The organism is Paenarthrobacter sp. Y-19, from assembly GCF_029223985.1.
Taxonomy (GTDB): domain Bacteria; phylum Actinomycetota; class Actinomycetes; order Actinomycetales; family Micrococcaceae; genus Arthrobacter; species Arthrobacter nicotinovorans.
In genome coordinates this window covers 1065607-1082548 of record NZ_CP119414.1, presented here as the reverse complement: position 1 = coordinate 1082548, position 16942 = coordinate 1065607, and the positions used below count along the sequence as shown (strand labels likewise).

Genomic DNA, 16942 nt, shown 5'->3' with positions numbered 1-16942 from the left:
GCCCAAGAGTTCAACAACCCTTTCACGTAGACGCGGACGCGGTTAGGCTCTGTGGGTGACTACTGCAAACACCCCCGTACGCCCGAAGTCCGCCATTGATGCCGTCGCTGACGCGTACACAGAAAAGCTGATCGAACTCAATCCCGGTTTCGCCACCACGCTGGGCTTGCCAGGGCACGAAACGGAGTACCAGGACTACTCGCCTGCCGGGGCCGCAGCCCATGCGGAGGCCACAAGGTTGGCCTTGGACGCCCTGGCAGGCCTTGAGCCCTCCGATGATGTGGACGCCGTCACCCTCGACGCCATGCGCGAGCGGCTGGGCCTGGACCTTGAGATCCACGAGTCCGGCTGGGATGCCGCGGACCTGAACAACATCGCCTCTCCCGCCCAGGACATCCGCGCCGTTTTCGACCTCATGCCCACGGACACCGTGGAGCAGTGGGAACACATCGCCGGCCGCGCGGCCAACGTTCCCGGGGCCATCGAGGGCTACATTTCGTCCCTGCGCGCGGCCAAGGAAGACGGCAGGGTGGCCGCAGCCCGCCAGGTCCGGATTGTCATCGAGCAGACCGGCCGGTACGCCGCCGGGGACGGATTCTTCGCCAAGATGGCTGCCAACGCGGCCATTCATGGCTCGCCGCTGCCCGCCGGGGTCCAGGACAAGCTCGATGCCGGCACCGCCGCGGCACGCGCTGCCTACAGCTCTTTGGGTGCTTTCCTGCGGGACGAACTGCTCCCCGCAGCCCCGGAAAAGGACGCAGTGGGACGCGAACGCTACGCCCTCGCATCCCGGTCCTTCATCGGCGCCGAAGTGGATCTCGAAGAAACCTACGTGTGGGGTGTCCAGGAGCTTGAGAGGCTCATCGGCGAGCAGGAGAAGGTAGCCGGACAGATCAAGCCCGGCGCGTCGATCGAGGAAGCCAAGAACATCCTCAACAACGATCCTGCCCGCCAGATCAAGGGCACCGACGCTCTCAAGGCCTGGATGCAGGAGCTCTCCGATCGCGCCGTCTCGGAACTCGCCGACGTCCATTTCGACATCCCCGACGTCATGAAGACGCTTGAGTGCATGATCGCCCCTACCGATGAAGGCGGCATCTACTACACCGGCCCGTCCGATGATTTCTCCCGGCCCGGCCGCATGTGGTGGTCCGTACCGGCCGGCGAAGACACTTTCACCACCTGGTCCGAAACCACCACGGTGTTCCACGAGGGCGTCCCCGGCCACCACCTCCAGGTAGCGACGGCAACGTACCGGCGCGAACTCCTGAACAACTGGCGCCGCAACGTGTGCTGGGTCTCCGGGCACGGCGAGGGCTGGGCTCTCTACGCCGAGCAGCTCATGCTGGAACTGGGCTACCTGAAAGACCCGGGCGACCACATGGGCATGCTCGATGGCCAGCGCATGCGTGCAGCCCGCGTGGTGTTCGACATCGGCGTCCACCTGGAACTGCCCGTCCCCGAACGCTGGGGCACCGGAACCTGGACCCCGGAAAAGGGCTTCGACTTCCTCAAGGCCAACCTCGATATCAGCGAAGGCCAACTCCAGTTCGAATTCGCGCGCTACCTCGGCTGGCCCGGACAGGCTCCGTCATACAAGGTGGGGCAGCGCCTCTGGGAACAGATCCGCGCTGAACTCGAGTCGCAGGAGGATTTTGACCTGAAATCGTTCCACAGCAAAGCATTGAACATCGGCTCGGTGGGGCTGGACGTCCTGCGCCGGGCACTGCTGGGTTAGCCAAAACCCGCCCGGGACGGGCGTCCGGCGAGACGCACGCCACGTCCCGGGCGGGAATAACTTTCACGCACGTAACATTTCTCAACGTCCGTTCGCTATGTTATTTGAGGTGCACCTACCGTGTTCCGGTGAGCACCTCAACCAACACCTCCCCTTCAGCTGGAAAATCCGGCTTCCGGCTCCCCAAGTGGGCCGGATCCTTCGGCGTCCAGATCATCGCAGCCCTCATCATCGGCCTCGTTCTCGGCCTGATCGCCAAGTACACGGGCAGCACCAAGACAGCCCCCAACGGTCTCGGCGCAACCCTCCAGACGATCGGCTCCAGCTACGTCTCGTTGCTGCAGACCGCCGTCGTTCCCTTGATTTTCACCGCCGTGGTGAGCTCCATCGCGAACCTGCGCCAGGTCTCCAACGCCGCGCGCCTCGCATGGAACACGCTGCTGTGGTTCGCCATCACCTCGCTGGTTTCGGTGCTCATCGGCATCGGCCTGGGCGTGCTCCTGCAGCCCGGCGCCGCCACGGGCATCACCGAGAAAGCCGAATACGCCGGCAAGACCGGTGACTGGTGGGCCTTCCTGATCGGCCTGTTCCCGAAGAACTTCCTGGGCCTTGGTGCGAGCTCCACCGTCACGGAAAGCGCCAACGCAGCCACCACAGTGAGCACTTCCGTCAGCTTCAACGTCCTCCAGATCCTGGTGGTCGCGATCGCCGTCGGCATCGCAGCCCTCAAGGTGGGCAAGCAGGCTGAGGCCTTCCTGACCTTCAACGCCTCCGCACTGGCCGTCATCCAGAAGGTCCTGTGGTGGATCATCCGCATCGCCCCGCTGGGCACCATCGGCCTGATCGGCAACGCCGTTGCAATCTACGGCTGGGACACCATCGGCTCGCTGGGCAAGTTCACCGCCGCCATCTACATCGGCCTGGCCCTGGTGCTGTTCGTCCTTTACCCCATCCTGGTACGGGCTCACGGACTCTCCATCAAGCAGTACTTCTCCGGCGTCTGGCCGGCAGTGCAACTGGCGTTCGTCTCCCGCTCCTCCATCGGCACGCTGCCGCTCACGCAGCGCGTCACTGAACGGAACCTAGGCGTGCCCTCCGGTTACGCTTCCTTCGCAGTGCCCCTGGGCGCCACCACCAAGATGGACGGTTGCGCTGCCATCTACCCGGCCGTTGCCGCAATCTTCGTAGCGCAGTTCTTCGGCATCAACCTGGACTTCACCCAGTACCTGCTCATCGTGCTGGTCTCCGTCCTCGGTTCCGCCGCTACGGCAGGTACCACCGGCGCCGTCGTCATGCTGACGCTGACCCTGTCCACGCTGGGACTGCCGCTGGCCGGCGTCGGCCTCCTGTTGGCCATCGACCCCATCCTGGACATGGGCCGCACGGCCGTCAACGTGGCAGGCCAGGCCTTGATCCCCGCCATCGTGGCCAAGCGCCAGGGCATCCTGGACGAGTCGCTGTACAACGCGCCGCGCAACGGTGCCGCCTTCGCCGATGAGTACGCGGCAGACAAGGCAGCAGCTGAAGCCGACGAGCGTGAACTGGCCGGTTCCAAGGCCTAACGCCTGCCGTCCTCAGTGCCAGTACGGACTGACGGAAATCCCCCGGGGAGATCTCCCCGGGGGATTTCCCCGTTAAAGGACGGAAAGCTGGATAGGCTCTGACCATGTTGATCGTCACCTCCAATGAAATCCCGGGCCACCGGATCGACGCCGTTTTCGGCGAAGTCATGGGCCTCACCGTCCGCTCGCGGGACATCGGTTCCCAGATGCTTGCCGGTTTCCGTTCCCTCGGCGGCGGCGAGCTGCCCGAAATGACCAAGGCACTCTACGAAAGCCGCCAGGAAGTCATGGCGAGAATGGTCAACGAGGCACAGCAGCGCGGCGCCAATGCCATCGTTGCCATGCGCTTTGACACCTCCGAAATGGGCACCAACTGGACCGAAGTCTGCGCCTACGGCACGGCCGTCTACGTCCTGCCCCTGGGCGAGGGCGAGCCCGGCGCCACGGGACAGTCGGTGTACCTGACAAAGACGGCCTCCCAGCAGCAGCCAGCCCCCGCGGCCCCGCCGCAGCAGCCGACTCCGCCGCAGCAGCCGACTCCGCCAGCCCCGCCTCAGCAGTTCTGATCTGAAGCTCCGATAGTCCCGCCCTCGTTCGAACGAGGGCGGGACTTTCCACATTCACCACCTTCAAATTGCGCAGAGTGCAAACTTGCACTTAGTGTAATTACGTGACCCAAAGCAACACCCACGATCCCGCCGCCGATTCCCCTGCCCTCTCCGGTGCCGGCACCCCATCACGGCGCGAGCTGAACAAAGCGGCCACCCGCAGCTCCATCGCGGCCGCAGCCCTGGACCTTCTGCGCAGCCAAGGGTCCGGCAACTTCACCGTCGAAGACATCGCTGCCGCCGCAGGTGTATCGCGGCGCACATTCTTCAACTACTTCCCCACCCTCGAAGCCGCCCTCGCCTCCGTGGCGGACGGCTTCATGGACCACGCATTGGAGCAGTTCCGGCTGCGCCCGGCCGACGAGTCCATCCTCGAATCAGCACGGGCCGCACTGATGGCCCTCGCTGACCCGATGTCCGTTGCCCCCATGGCCGAGTTGTTCAGCCTCACCCAGGACAACCGTTCGCTGGCCCGCTCCGAGCTTGAAGCCTGGGACCACTGCACGGAGCAGATCATCGACGCCGCCCGCACCAGATTGGGTTCCGGCGTCAGCGAGCTGTACCTCCACGCACTGGCGGGCTCGGTCATCTCCTGCGGCAAAGCCGCCATGAATGTCTGGTTCGCCGAACGCGGACCGGACCTCTCCTCCGAATCACTGGCGACCCTGCGCCAGCACCTCATCGATGCGATGGGCCTCCTCGGCGCCGGCTTCGCGCCGCCGTCGGGCGCCTCCCGCCATCCCGTCCCCACCTCCGCCGCAACCACCACAGATCGGTTCTGACATGGCTTCGTTCCTCTACCGTCTCGGCAAGTTTTCATACCGCCGCCGCTGGCTGGTCATCTCGATATGGCTGGCCGTCCTGGTGGCAGTGGGCGGCTCGGCCGCAGCCTTCCACGGCACCATGTCCAACAACTTCACCATCCCGGGCACCGAAACCCAACGGATGGCCGACAAGCTCAAAGAAGCACTGCCTGACGCTTCCGGCGGGTCAGCCTCCGTGGTCTTCGACGCCGGGGATGCCGGATTCGACCAGGCCAAGAAGGACGCAGTGTCCGCAGCCCTTGAGAAGCTCAAGAGCCTGCCGGACGTCCAGGGAACGGTCAACCCCTTCACCACGCAGGAGCAGCTGGACAAGGCACCCGGCGACATCGCCGCCGGTGAAGCCAAAGCCGCCGAAGGCAAGGCCCAGCTGGACGCGGGCCGCGCGCAGCTGACCGCAGGCGAAGCACAGCTTGCCGGTGTGGAGCAGCAGCTTGCAGCATCCGGCCTTACGCCCGCCCAGATCGAAGCGCAACTGGCTCCGCAGCGCGCTGAACTTGCCGCAACCAAGGAAAAGCTCGACGCCGGGGCGAAGGAAGCTGCCGACGGCGCCGCGGCTTTGGCGCTCGGCAAACGGCAGGCTGAAGCCTCCGAGGGGCTGCGTTTCGTCTCCAACGACAACAAGGCCGCCGTCGCGCAGGTCCAGTTCAAGACCTCCATCAATGCCGTCGATCCCGCTGTTCGCGAAGAAGTCCAGGAGATCGTGCACGGCGTCTCCTCGGCAGGCGTCACAGCCTACGCCAGCAAGGAGATCACCGAGGACGTCTCGGAAATCTTCGGCATCGCTGAAATCGTCGGCGTCGCGGTTGCGGCCCTCGTCCTGATCCTCATGCTGGGCACCCTTATCGCCGCCGGCCTGCCGTTGCTGATGGCCCTGATCGGCGTGGCAGTGGGCGTCGGTGGAACGTTCGCGCTTACCGGCGTCATCGACATGAGCTCCATCTCCCCCATGCTCGCGCTGATGCTCGGCCTCGCAGTGGGCATCGACTACTCCCTCTTCATCGTCAACCGACACCGCACCCAACTCCTCGCCGGCATGGACGGAGAAGAATCGGCCGCACTGGCTACCGGCACGTCCGGCAACGCGGTGCTCTTCGCGGGCCTCACCGTGATCATCGCCCTGGCGGCCCTCGTGGTTCCGGGCCTGCCGTTCCTTGCTGTCATGGGTGTTGCCGCCGCAGCGACAGTTGCTGTCGCCGTCGTCGTGGCTTTGACCCTGACGCCCGCCGTCCTCGGCCTAATTGGCCGCAGGCTCATCTCCAAGCGCGCCTGGGCCAAGGCCGCCAAGCACAACGCCGAACCCGGCCACGAAGCTGCCGACCGCGAACTCGAAGAGAAGCGGAGCAGCGGCGGTTGGGGCGGCCTTGTGACGCGCCACCCATGGGTTTCCCTGATCGCAAGCGTCGTGCTGTTGGGCGCTTTGGCGCTGCCGGCTTCGCAGCTCCGCCTGGCCCTGCCCGACGGCGGATCGGAACCTGTCGATTCGCAGGCATACAAGGCCTACGACCTCACCCGCAGCAGCTTCGGCGAAGGCATGACCGGCCCGATCATCGTGGTGGGCGAATTCCCCGAGGGATTGAACGACAACGACGCCAAGAACAAGCAGTACGACGTCGCCGACCAGCTCCGGAGCGTCGACAACGTGGTTGCGGCCGTTCCGGTTGCGCTGAGCGACGACCACCGCACCGCAGTCTTCCAGGTCATCCCCAAGGAAGGCCCGGCCAGCGCCGGGACCGTCCAGGTTGTCTCTGATCTGCGGGCCAAGGGCACGGCCATCCACGACGACCTTGGCGTGACCATCGGCCTGACAGGCCAGACGGCAGGCAACATCGACGTCTCCGCCAAGCTCGGCGCGGCCCTGCCGCCGTACCTCGCGATCGTGGTGGGACTCTCCCTGATCCTGCTGCTCCTGGTGTTCCGCTCCATCGTGGTGCCGCTGCTGGCCACGGGTGGATTCCTGCTCTCCCTCGCCGCCGCCTTCGGCGCAGTGGTCGCCGTTTACCAGTGGGGCTGGCTGGGAGGAATCTTCGACGTCGCCAATCCGGGTGCCGTCCTGAGCTTCCTGCCCATCATCCTGATCGGCGTGCTGTTCGGCCTGGCCATGGACTACCAGGTGTTCATTACGTCCGGCATGCGGGAGTCCTTCATGCACGGTGAGTCAGCCAAGCACGCCGTCCGCTCCGGCTTCAGCCACGCCGCCGCAGTGGTGACCGCGGCCGCCATCATCATGGTCAGTGTGTTCTCCGGCTTCATCTTCAGCCACTTGACCATGGTCCGGCCGCTCGGCTTCGCGATGGCATTTGGCGTGCTGATCGATGCGTTCGTTGTGCGCATGACAATCGTCCCGGCCATCATGTACCTGCTCGGCGAAAAGGCCTGGTGGCTCCCCAAGTGGCTTGGCCGGATCCTGCCGGACGTTGATGTTGAGGGCGCAAAGCTGAACCGCAGCGACCGCTCAAAGGACGGCGCCGAGGAACTGGTGCACTAACCCTTCCTCACATCACCACTGATAACCACGGACGCTCCCTCACTTGCTTCTCGCCAGTGAGGGAGGGTCTACGGCAAGCACGCGGGATGTGAGGGAGCCTCTACGGGAAGCACGCGGGATGTGAGGGAGGATCATATTAGGCTGGGGAGCGTGACCCGATTGATCCTTGCCTCCCAGTCCCCCGCCCGCACCAAACTCCTCGCCGAGGCTGGGATCAGGCACGAGGTCCTGGTTTCGGACGTGGACGAGGACGCGGTGCAGGCAAAGTACGGTGTGACCGACGCCCACGACACCGCGCTCCTGCTGGCCAGGGCCAAGGCGGAGGCCGTCGCTGCCCTGCCTGAGGCCGAAGGTGCCCTGGTGATCGGCTGCGACTCCGTGTTCGAGTTCGACGGCGAGTCCCACGGCAAGCCCTACACCGCGGAGGTTGCCCGCGAGCGGATGCTGCGCATGAGCGGCTCACAAGGCGTGCTGCACACAGGACACTGGCTGGTTGACTGCCGGGACACTGCCGCCAACGTGGAAAACGATGAACCCGCCGAAGGCACGGGCGCTACGGTGGGAGCTGTGTCGAGCGCCGAGGTGCACTTCGCATCGATGAGCGAGAACGAGATCAACGCCTACATCGCTACCGGTGAACCGCTCCACTGCGCTGGCTCGTTCACCATCGACGGATTGGGCGGGGCCTTCATCCGCAAGGTGGACGGGGACCCGCACGCCGTCGTCGGTCTTTCCATCTCCACCCTCCGCGACTTGCTGGTGCATGCCAAGGTGGGCATCACCGAACTGTGGGGCTCGGACAGCCAGTAGGGCAATTTGTAGCAACCCTACAAAGGAACATCGCCTCACACACGGAATCCCCCATCAATATGGGCGGAACCCTCACAATCGCGCTAGGCTCCCTGAAGGACAGAAGGAGTCAACAACTTGTCAGCTAACCCGGCGCAGCCCATTTCCAGCCCTCTTACCAAGGTCTTGATTGCCAACCGCGGCGAAATCGCGGTCCGCATCATCCGAGCCGCCCGGGACGAAGGCATTGCCTCCGTAGCCGTCTACGCAGACCCGGACCGCGACGCCCTCCACGTCCGCCTCGCCGACGAAGCGTACGCCCTGGGTGGGAACACGGCCGCTGAGTCGTACCTGGTGATGGACAAGATCATCGACGTCGCCAAGCAGTCGGGCGCGGATGCCATCCACCCCGGCTACGGCTTCCTGGCCGAGAACGCCGAGTTCGCCGCCAAAGTCATCGACGCCGGCATCAACTGGATCGGTCCGTCACCTGAGGCCATTTCGGCTTTGGGCGACAAGGTCCAGGCCCGCCACATTGCCGAAAAGGTGGGCGCACCCTTGGTCCCCGGCACGGCTGATCCCGTGGAATCCGCGGACGAAATCCTCAAGTTTGCCGAAGAATTCGGCCTTCCGGTTGCCATCAAGGCTGCGTTTGGCGGCGGCGGGCGCGGCATCAAAGTTGCGCGCACCATGGAGGAAATCCCGGAGCTTTACGAATCCGCCGTCCGCGAAGCCACTGCAGCCTTCGGCCGCGGCGAATGCTTCATTGAGCGGTTCCTGGACGCCCCCCGCCACGTCGAAACCCAGTGCCTGGCCGACGCCTACGGCAACGTGGTAGTGGTCTCCACCCGCGACTGCTCGTTGCAGCGCCGCAACCAGAAGCTCGTGGAAGAAGCCCCTGCCCCGTACCTGAGCGAAGAGCAGAACAAGCGCCTCTACGAATCCTCCAAGGCCATCCTCAAGGAAGCCAACTACCTGGGTGCCGGAACCTGTGAGTTCCTGGTGGGCCAGGACGGCACCATTTCCTTCCTCGAGGTCAACACGCGCCTCCAGGTGGAGCACTGTGTTTCCGAAGAGGTCACCGGCATTGACCTTGTCCGCGAGCAGTTCCGCATTGCCCGCGGCGAGGCACTTGGCTACGAGGACCCCGAGGTCCGCGGCCACTCCTTCGAGTTCCGCATCACCGGCGAAGACCCGGGCCGGAACTTCATGCCCGCGCCCGGTACGGTCACCACCCTGAAGAACCCCACGGGCCCGGGTGTCCGCGTGGATTCCGGCATCGAGCAGGGCGACGTCATCAGCGGCAACTTCGACTCCATGCTGTCCAAGCTGGTCGTCACCGGCGCTTCCCGCGAGCAAGCACTCCAGCGTTCACGCCGCGCACTGGAAGAAATGGTGGTGGAGGGTATCCCCACCGTCATCCCGTTCGACCTCGCAGTGGTCACCGACCCTGCTTTCGCTCCCACGGAGGGCCCCTTCTCGGTCCACACCCGCTGGATCGAAACCGAGTTCGTCAACAGCATCCCGGCCTGGTCTGCTGCGGGCGCAGACGCCGGAACGCCCGACGCCGGTGAGCGCCAGCGCGTCGTCGTCGAGGTTGGCGGCAAGCGCCTTGAAGTGGTTCTGCCGTCCGGCCTGGGTGCCGGCGTCGCCACCGCCTCCGCCGGGACGGGTACGAAGTCCGGCAAGTCCAAGAAGCGTTCCCGCTCGGCAGGTGCTGCGGCCGCCGCTGCCGGCGGCGATGCACTGACCTCGCCCATGCAGGGCACCATCGTCAAGGTGGCGGCCTCCGAAGGTGACGTGGTGGCCGAGGGCGATCTGATCGTGGTTCTCGAAGCCATGAAGATGGAACAGCCCCTCACCGCCCACAAGTCGGGCACCGTCCGCGGCCTGTCTGCCAGCGCCGGGGAAACCGTGGCCGCCGGTGCGGTCATCGCGACCATCGAGGACTAGGAACCGACGCTTAACGACGCCGGCCCCGCACCTTTCGGTGCGGGGCCGGCGTCGTTATTGGGCAGCTTGTTCTTAAGGTTCTTAGGCGACGTTGTTCTCGTAGTCCGTGTCCTTGGTCTCCCGGGTGAGGAGCAAGGCAATGAAGGTGACCACGGCAGCGGCGGCCATGTAGACGCCCACCAACCAAGTGCTGCCGTTTGCCGCCGACCACAGGGCGATGGCCACGAAGGACGCAGGGGCCGCTCCGATCATGGACGACAGGTTGTAGGCGACAGCCGAGCCGGTGTAACGCACGTTCGCCGGGAAGAGCTCCGGCAGGATCGCCGCCATCGGGCCGAACGTCAGGCCCATGAGGGTGAAGCCCACGATCAGGCCCACCATGGCTGCGGCCTGGCCGGGTCCAAACATGGTGAACCAGAGGGCACCGAAAACGAAGATTCCGGCCGTGACGCCCAGCAGGAACTTCCGGCGGCCCCACTTCTCGGCCAGCGGGCCTGAAACCACAGTGAAGATGCCGAAGAAGACGACGCCGATGATCAGCATCCAGAGGAAGTCGGAGCGGGTGATGCCCAGCCCGGGGACGAACGCGGCGACCTGCTCGGCCGTCATCGGCTTGCCGGCCTTTTCGGCTGCGGCCTGGGCGCCGGCCAACGTTGGCTTGGTGCCGTAGGACAGCGTGAACGTGGTCATGATGTAGAAGAGCACGTACGTGGCGAACATGATGAACGTACCAGCGAGGACCGGGCGCCAGTGGCTCTTGAGCGTTGCAGCGAGGGGCAGCTTCTGGACCTTCTCCTGCTCGATGACCTTGGTGAAGGACACGCTCTCCACCAGCTTCAGGCGGACGTAGAGACCGACGATGACCAGCACGGCGCTGAGGATGAACGGCACGCGCCAACCCCAGGCAAGGAACTCGTCAGCACTGAGCGCCACGTTCATCCAGATGAAGATCACGTTGGCGATGATGAAACCGATCGGCGCACCCAGCTGCGGGAACGTACCGTAAATTGCGCGCTTGCCTTCAGGCGCGTTCTCCGTTGCGAGCAAGGCAGCACCGGACCACTCGCCACCCAGGGCGAGGCCTTGGAAGAAGCGAAGCACGACCAGCATGATCGGCGCGAGGATGGCCCAACCCGGCATGGAGGCGGTGGGCAGGAGGCCGATGAGGAAGGTTGCAATACCCATGGTCAGCAGTGAGGCAACCAGGGTGCCCTTGCGGCCGATCTTGTCACCAAAGTGTCCGAAGACCACTGCGCCGATGGGACGCGCGAAGAAGGCTACACCGAAGATGGCGAAGGCGCTGAGCAGCGCGTTGATGTCGGTGGCGTCCGGGAAGAAGAGCTTGGGGAAGACGAGTACCGACGCGGTGGCATAGGCGTAGAAGTCGTAGAACTCGATCGTCGTGCCGATCAGGCTCGCGAAGATCACCTTGCCCCGCGAGTTCACTGGTTTAGTGGACTCGCCTTCCTTGGATGGTGCGGTGGAAGACATGTAGTTGCAGCTTTCGTTCATACCGGCCGATGCCCCTCGGAGCTTGCCCGGCGAAGGATTATTTGAGAGTTCAATAATAGTTCCCGCTGTCCATTGACTGGACAACCAAGTCCAATATGCGGACGAACGAGAAAGTCCCACCATGTGGTCTGCGCCACATTACCTCACCGCCGTCTCACGCGCTGGTGACCCCGCCGATAGGGAAATGTCACAGGGCGTTTACAAACAGCGACCGTCCGTGAAATGCGCCAAACCTACCTTGGAAGAACAACGTCCCCCACCAAGGAGGCACTCCGTGACTGTTGATAGCACCGCAGATGCACTGGCCCCCATCCAGTCCACCACTGCTGCCACCCCCGCCCTTGAGCACCGCCCCGGCCGCTGGATTGCCAACTGGGATGCCGAGGACAAGGGCCAGTGGGAAGCCGAAGGCCGGTCCATCGCCAAGCGGAATCTGTACTGGTCCATCTTTGCCGAATTCCTCGGCTTCGTCGTCTGGCAGCTGTGGTCCATCGTGGTGGTCCAGCTCCCCGCGGCAGGCTTCACCTTCGATTCCAACCAGATCTTCTGGCTCATCTCCATCCCCAGCCTCGTGGGCGCCACACTCCGCATTCCCTACACCTTCATGGTTCCGAAGTTCGGTGGCCGGAACTGGACCATCGTCTCGGCCCTCCTGCTCCTGATCCCCACCACCGGGCTGGCGATCTGCGTGTCGAATCCGCAGACTCCGTTCGGTGTCATGCTCCTCATCGCCGCCCTCGCAGGCTTCGGCGGCGGCAACTTCGCCAGCTCGATGGCGAACATCACCTTCTTCTACCCGGCGCGCGAAAAGGGTTGGGCGCTGGGCCTGAACGCCGCCGGCGGCAACCTCGGTGCCGCCGTCGCACAGCTTGTTGTCCCCATCGCCATCACCCTGCTGGCCGCCGGTACCGTCAACCTGCCCATGGCGGGCATCATCTGGATACCGCTGATCATCATCGCCGCCTTCGGCGCGTACAAATACATGAACAACCTCACCAGCGCCAAAGGTGATGTGGCCGGCTCACTGGCCGCCCTCAAGGAACCTCACCTATGGATCATGGCGTTCCTGTACATCGGAACTTTTGGCTCGTTCATCGGCTTCGCGGGCGTCTTCCCCAAACTGATCAAGGACTACTTCCCGGACTTCTCCTCGATCCACGTTGGCGCTGTGGCCTTGTCCCTGGCTTTCCTCGGCCCACTGGTCGGTTCCCTGGCCCGACCCTACGGCGGACGCATGGCCGACCGCATGGGCGGAGCACGCATGACCATCGCCTCGTTCGCTTCCATGGCCGTCATCACGTTGACCATGATCTGGACGCTGCCGCTGAAGAACTTCTGGCTCTTCCTCAGCCTGTTCCTGCTGCTCTTCCTGGCCAGCGGCTTCGGAAACGGCGCGACGTACCGCATGATCCCGGTCATCTTCGCAACGTCCAGCCGTGCTGCCCGCTCCGGCGCCAGCAGCGCCGCCACAGCACGCCTCGCAGCATCGTCACTCGGCCTGATCTCGGCGATCGGCGCCTACGGCGGCTTCGTCATCCCGCAGGTGCTCAACGCATCCAACACAGCCAGCGGCTCCTACACCCCGGCCTTCTACGGCTTTGTCGGAGCCTACGTCCTGATGCTCACAGTCTGCTGGGTCTGCTACATCCGCCCCGCCCGGAAGCGCAACACGATCGGACACATCTAGATGCCCAACGGCGCCGATACCCACTGCCCCTACTGCGCGCTCCAGTGCGCCATGACGCTGACCCCGGCTGCACACGCAGTCCAAGGGACAGCGGCAGCGCCCGCCGCAGAACCGGCCACCCCCGCCGTCCCGCTCGAGGTTTCAGGGCGCGACTTCCCCACAAACCGGGGCGGGCTGTGCCGCAAAGGCTGGACATCGGCGTCGTTGTTGCGCCATAGCGGCCGGGTCACGGAGCCGATGCTCAAAGGATCCGACGGCGTCCACCAGCCCATCTCCTGGGACCAGGCCCTCATGCTGATCGCCGCAGCCGTCAAAGACACCCAGCAGCAATACGGGAACGACGCTGTTGGGGTCTTCGGCGGCGGCGGCCTCACCAACGAGAAGGCGTACCTGCTGGGTAAATTCGCCCGCCTGGCACTGCGCACGTCCCGCATCGACTACAACGGCCGGTTCTGCATGTCCTCGGCCGCGGCCGCCGGCAACCGGGCGTTCGGAGTGGACCGCGGGCTCCCCTTCCCCGTGACCGACCTCGATTCGGCGTCGGTCATCCTTATGCTCGGATCCAACGTCGCGGAGACCATGCCCCCGTTCGTCCAGCACCTCCAGGGCGCCCGCGACGCCGGCGGGCTGATCGTGGTGGACCCCCGCCGCTCGGCTACCGCCGCGTTCACGTCCGACGGCGGCGGCCTCCACCTGCAGCCGACGCCCGGCACCGATTTGGCACTGCTGTTGGGCATCTCGCACGTGGTGGTCCACGAAGGGCTCGTGGACGCTGAATACATCGCCGAACGCACCAGTGGATATTCAGCCCTGGTGCGCAGCCTCAACGCGTTCTGGCCGGAGCGGGTCCAGTCCATCACCGGCGTCCCTGCCAACCTCATCCGCGAAACGGCCCGGCGCCTGGCCCAGGGTGCCCGCGCGGGCGGCAGCTACATCCTTAGCGGCCGTGGCGTGGAGCAGCACGTGGACGGCACCGATACCGCCACCGCAGCCATTAATCTAAGTCTCCTCCTCGGACTGCCCGGCTCGGCCCGCAGCGGCTACGGCACCCTCACCGGCCAGGGCAACGGACAAGGCGGCCGGGAACACGGACAGAAAGCCGACCAGCTGCCCGGCTACCGCAAGATCACCGACCCCGCCGCGCGTGCCCATGTGGCCAGCGTCTGGGGCGTTGACGAGTCGCTGATCCCCGGACCCGGCCTGCCCGCCGTCGAACTGCTCAAGTCGCTGGGACAGCCCGACGGCGTCCGCTGCCTTTTCGTGCACGGCGCCAACGTGGTGGTTTCCGCACCGGACACCAACGCCGTGACACAGGGCTTGCGCAGCCTGGATTTCCTGGTGGTGTGCGACTTCTTCATGTCCGAGACGGCCGCCGAAGCGGACCTGGTCCTGCCTGTCACGCAGTGGGCCGAGGAAGAAGGAACCCTGACCAACCTGGAGGGCCGGGTGATCCGCCGTCGCAAGGCACTCACTCCTCCCCCGGGCGTGCGCAGCGAGTTGTGGCTTATGGCCCGGCTCGCCGAGATGCTCGAAGCCCCTTCTACGTTCAGCGATGACCCTGAGACCGTTTTCGAAGAGCTGCGCCTGGCCTCGGCCGGCGGCCTGGCGGATTACTCGGGCATCGACTACGCCATGCTGGACCGTGGCGAGGCAGCCTATTGGCCGTATCCAGCCGGCAGCACCGGCACTCCGCGGCTCTTCGGTGACGGCTTTGCCCACGCTGATGGCCGGGCCGTGATGGTTCCCGTGACGCCGTCGAAACGGGCTGCGCGTTCATTTGCGGACGACTCCCTGGCGCTCGCTACGGGTCGTCTCCTGGAGCACTACCAGTCCGGCGCCCAGACCCGCCGGGTTGCCGAGCTGCTGGCGGCCCAACCCCAGGCACGGCTCCTCATCCATCCCGGAACCGCGGCAGCACGCGGGATTTCCGACGGCGATTACGCCACAGTGACCAATGAGCGGGGAGAAGTCCTGTGCCGGGCCGAGCTGAGCACCTCGGTCCGCCCCGACACTGTGTTCCTGCCCTTCCACTTCCCCGGCCAGGAAAATGCCAACCGCCTGACGGAGTCGGCCACAGATCCCATCTCCGGCATGCCGGAGTTCAAGACCAGCAGGGTGTGGGTCCGGCGCGCGGTCTCTTCACGAACCCTGGATGGCGTTCCTGCCGGAGCGGGAATTCCACTGCACATCAAGGAGGCTTCATGAGCGAGCGCATTGTCGTCGTAGGATTCGGGCCAGTGGCTGCCCGGCTCGTCGAGGAGCTTCTCCCCGCTGTCCGGACCGGCCTCGTGCAGTTGCTGGTGGTCGGTCAGGAAAGCGACCCTGCGTACAACCGCGTGATGGTGGCAGAACTGGGTGTCGGGCGGACAAGCGCCGAAGCACTGGCCATGGCTGATGTTCCCGGGCTGGAGGCCGACGGCGTGCAGCTCCGCCTGGGCGTCAAGGTCAAGAGGATCGACCGTGCCCGGCAGCACGTGGTCCTCGCCGACGGCACCACGGAGCACTATGACCGCCTGGTGTTCGCTACCGGGTCACGACCCGTCATTCCCAACCTCACAGGGCTCAACCCGGATCCTTCCGGCCCCGTCCTTCCTCCCGGCGTCATCACGCTTCGCGATCTTCAGGACGCCGCCGTGCTTCGTGCGGCGGTTATGCAGCAGAAGCGGGTTGTCGTCCTGGGCGGAGGCGTCCTCGGCCTGGAAACAGCACTGGCAGCCTCGGAGGAGGGCGCCAAGGCCACCGTGGTCCACAACGGCCCCTTCCCCTTGGCCCGCAGCATCGACCGAGGCAGCGGCTCCGTCCTTAGCAACAGCCTGCGTGCAAGTGGCGTCCGGATGGCCGGCAATGCCCGCTCCACCGGGGTAGAGACTGCAGGTCCTGGTGGCTCATTCTCGGCCCTGCTGCTCGATGACGGATCCGCGATTGACGGCGATCTGCTGGTGTTGTCCTGTGGTGTCCGCCCTCGCCTTGAACTGGCGGAGGGCTGCGGGCTTCCCGTGGCGTCCGGCATCCTGGTGGACCACCACCTCCGGACCCATCACGAGCCTCACATGTTCGCGATCGGTGACTGCGCCGAAGTCCATTGCGCCGATCCTTCCTGCAAGGAGTGCCGGACCGCGGGCGGCCCTTCAGGACTGGTGGGGCCGGGCTGGCGACAGGCGGAATGGCTGGCGGAGTACCTGTTGGTCCTGGCCCGCGATGGCCAGTCGGCCGCGGACTCCCTGGAACCCCTGCCCTCGGAAAAGCCCGGCGTTGTGATCCTGAAGGCCCGCGGCATCAACCTGGCCATGGCAGGCGACAACCAAGCCGATCCCTGGGACGAAGAAGTCCTGGAAGCCGGCGCTGCGGCTGGACGTGCACGACGCCAGATCTCCCAGTGGGCCGACCCCGAGCACGGCCGCTACGTCAAGATGACCACGCGCGGCGGAGTGCTGGAGGGCCTGGTGGCTGTGGGAATGCCCCGCACCGCCGCTGAACTGGTGATGCTCTTCGAACGCTCCTCGGAGCTGCCCGCGGACCGCTCCCTGCTGCTCCGGCTGGACGGGCCCGACCAACTCGACGCCGGCGCCTCCAGCAACGATCCCCAGCGGACCGTGTGCCGTTGTGCTGGCGTGAATGCGGCCAGCATTGAGGATTCCGTGCTGGCTGGCTGCGGCACCGTGGGCGAGGTTTCCAAGGCCACCCGCGCAGGGACCGGCTGCGGAGGATGCCATGAGGACATCAAGGGGATCATCGAAAAGCACTTCCAGGCCGCAACCGCCTGAATCCGCCATTTCGTGGCCGC

11 protein-coding genes are annotated in these 16942 nt (G+C 65.4%); 10 read left to right on the top strand and 1 reads right to left on the bottom strand.

The genetic code is table 11. The features are described 5' to 3' along the window. Window positions 1–55: 55 nt before the first annotated feature. The 7 genes from PYR64_RS05035 to PYR64_RS05005 all read left to right on the top strand — a co-directional run bounded on the left by PYR64_RS05035 (window position 56) and on the right by PYR64_RS05005 (window position 9959). Window positions 56–1738, top strand: coding sequence for a DUF885 domain-containing protein (locus PYR64_RS05035; protein ID WP_275778718.1), 1683 nt, complete (start codon window positions 56–58; stop codon window positions 1736–1738). A 128-nt stretch (window positions 1739–1866) separates the two neighbouring features. Then, a complete protein-coding gene (locus PYR64_RS05030; protein WP_275778716.1) occupies window positions 1867–3300 on the top strand; it encodes a dicarboxylate/amino acid:cation symporter in 1434 nt (477 codons plus the stop codon). Between the two features lie 104 nt (window positions 3301–3404). Next, a complete protein-coding gene (locus PYR64_RS05025) occupies window positions 3405–3866 on the top strand; it encodes a YbjQ family protein (RefSeq protein WP_039240400.1) in 462 nt (153 codons plus the stop codon). A 104-nt stretch (window positions 3867–3970) separates the two neighbouring features. Continuing rightward, window positions 3971–4690, top strand: a complete 720-nt coding sequence (locus PYR64_RS05020) for a TetR family transcriptional regulator (RefSeq protein WP_275778713.1) — start codon at window positions 3971–3973, stop codon at window positions 4688–4690. 1 nt (window position 4691) lies between these two features. Beyond that, window positions 4692–7217 carry an MMPL family transporter gene (locus PYR64_RS05015; protein WP_193589638.1) on the top strand — a complete coding sequence of 842 codons (2526 nt, stop codon included), beginning with the start codon at window positions 4692–4694 and terminating at the stop codon, window positions 7215–7217. 150 nt (window positions 7218–7367) lie between these two features. Beyond that, complete coding sequence (locus tag PYR64_RS05010) at window positions 7368–8027, top strand: nucleoside triphosphate pyrophosphatase (RefSeq protein WP_275778711.1); 660 nt, start codon at window positions 7368–7370, stop codon at window positions 8025–8027. A gap of 117 nt (window positions 8028–8144) precedes the next feature. Further along, window positions 8145–9959 carry a biotin carboxylase N-terminal domain-containing protein gene (locus tag PYR64_RS05005; protein ID WP_018777390.1) on the top strand — a complete coding sequence of 605 codons (1815 nt, stop codon included), beginning with the start codon at window positions 8145–8147 and terminating at the stop codon, window positions 9957–9959. Between the two features lie 81 nt (window positions 9960–10040). Here the strand turns inward: PYR64_RS05005 and PYR64_RS05000 are convergent, their stop codons facing one another. Next, window positions 10041–11450, bottom strand: coding sequence for an MFS transporter (locus PYR64_RS05000; protein WP_026267117.1), 1410 nt, complete (start codon window positions 11448–11450; stop codon window positions 10041–10043). A gap of 295 nt (window positions 11451–11745) precedes the next feature. Here PYR64_RS05000 and PYR64_RS04995 point away from each other — a divergent pair, with 295 nt between their 5' ends. From PYR64_RS04995 to PYR64_RS04985, 3 genes are read left to right on the top strand one after another with little or no spacing between them, the layout of a single operon-like run. After that, window positions 11746–13158 (top strand): MFS transporter, encoded by a 1413-nt coding sequence (locus PYR64_RS04995; RefSeq protein ID WP_055974983.1) that lies wholly within the window; start codon window positions 11746–11748, stop codon window positions 13156–13158. Further along, window positions 13159–15363 carry a molybdopterin oxidoreductase family protein gene (locus PYR64_RS04990; RefSeq protein ID WP_275778707.1) on the top strand — a complete coding sequence of 735 codons (2205 nt, stop codon included), beginning with the start codon at window positions 13159–13161 and terminating at the stop codon, window positions 15361–15363. Further along, window positions 15360–16922 (top strand): FAD-dependent oxidoreductase, encoded by a 1563-nt coding sequence (locus PYR64_RS04985; protein ID WP_275778705.1) that lies wholly within the window; start codon window positions 15360–15362, stop codon window positions 16920–16922. Before PYR64_RS04990 ends, PYR64_RS04985 begins: the two co-directional genes overlap by 4 nt. Window positions 16923–16942 lie beyond the last annotated feature (20 nt).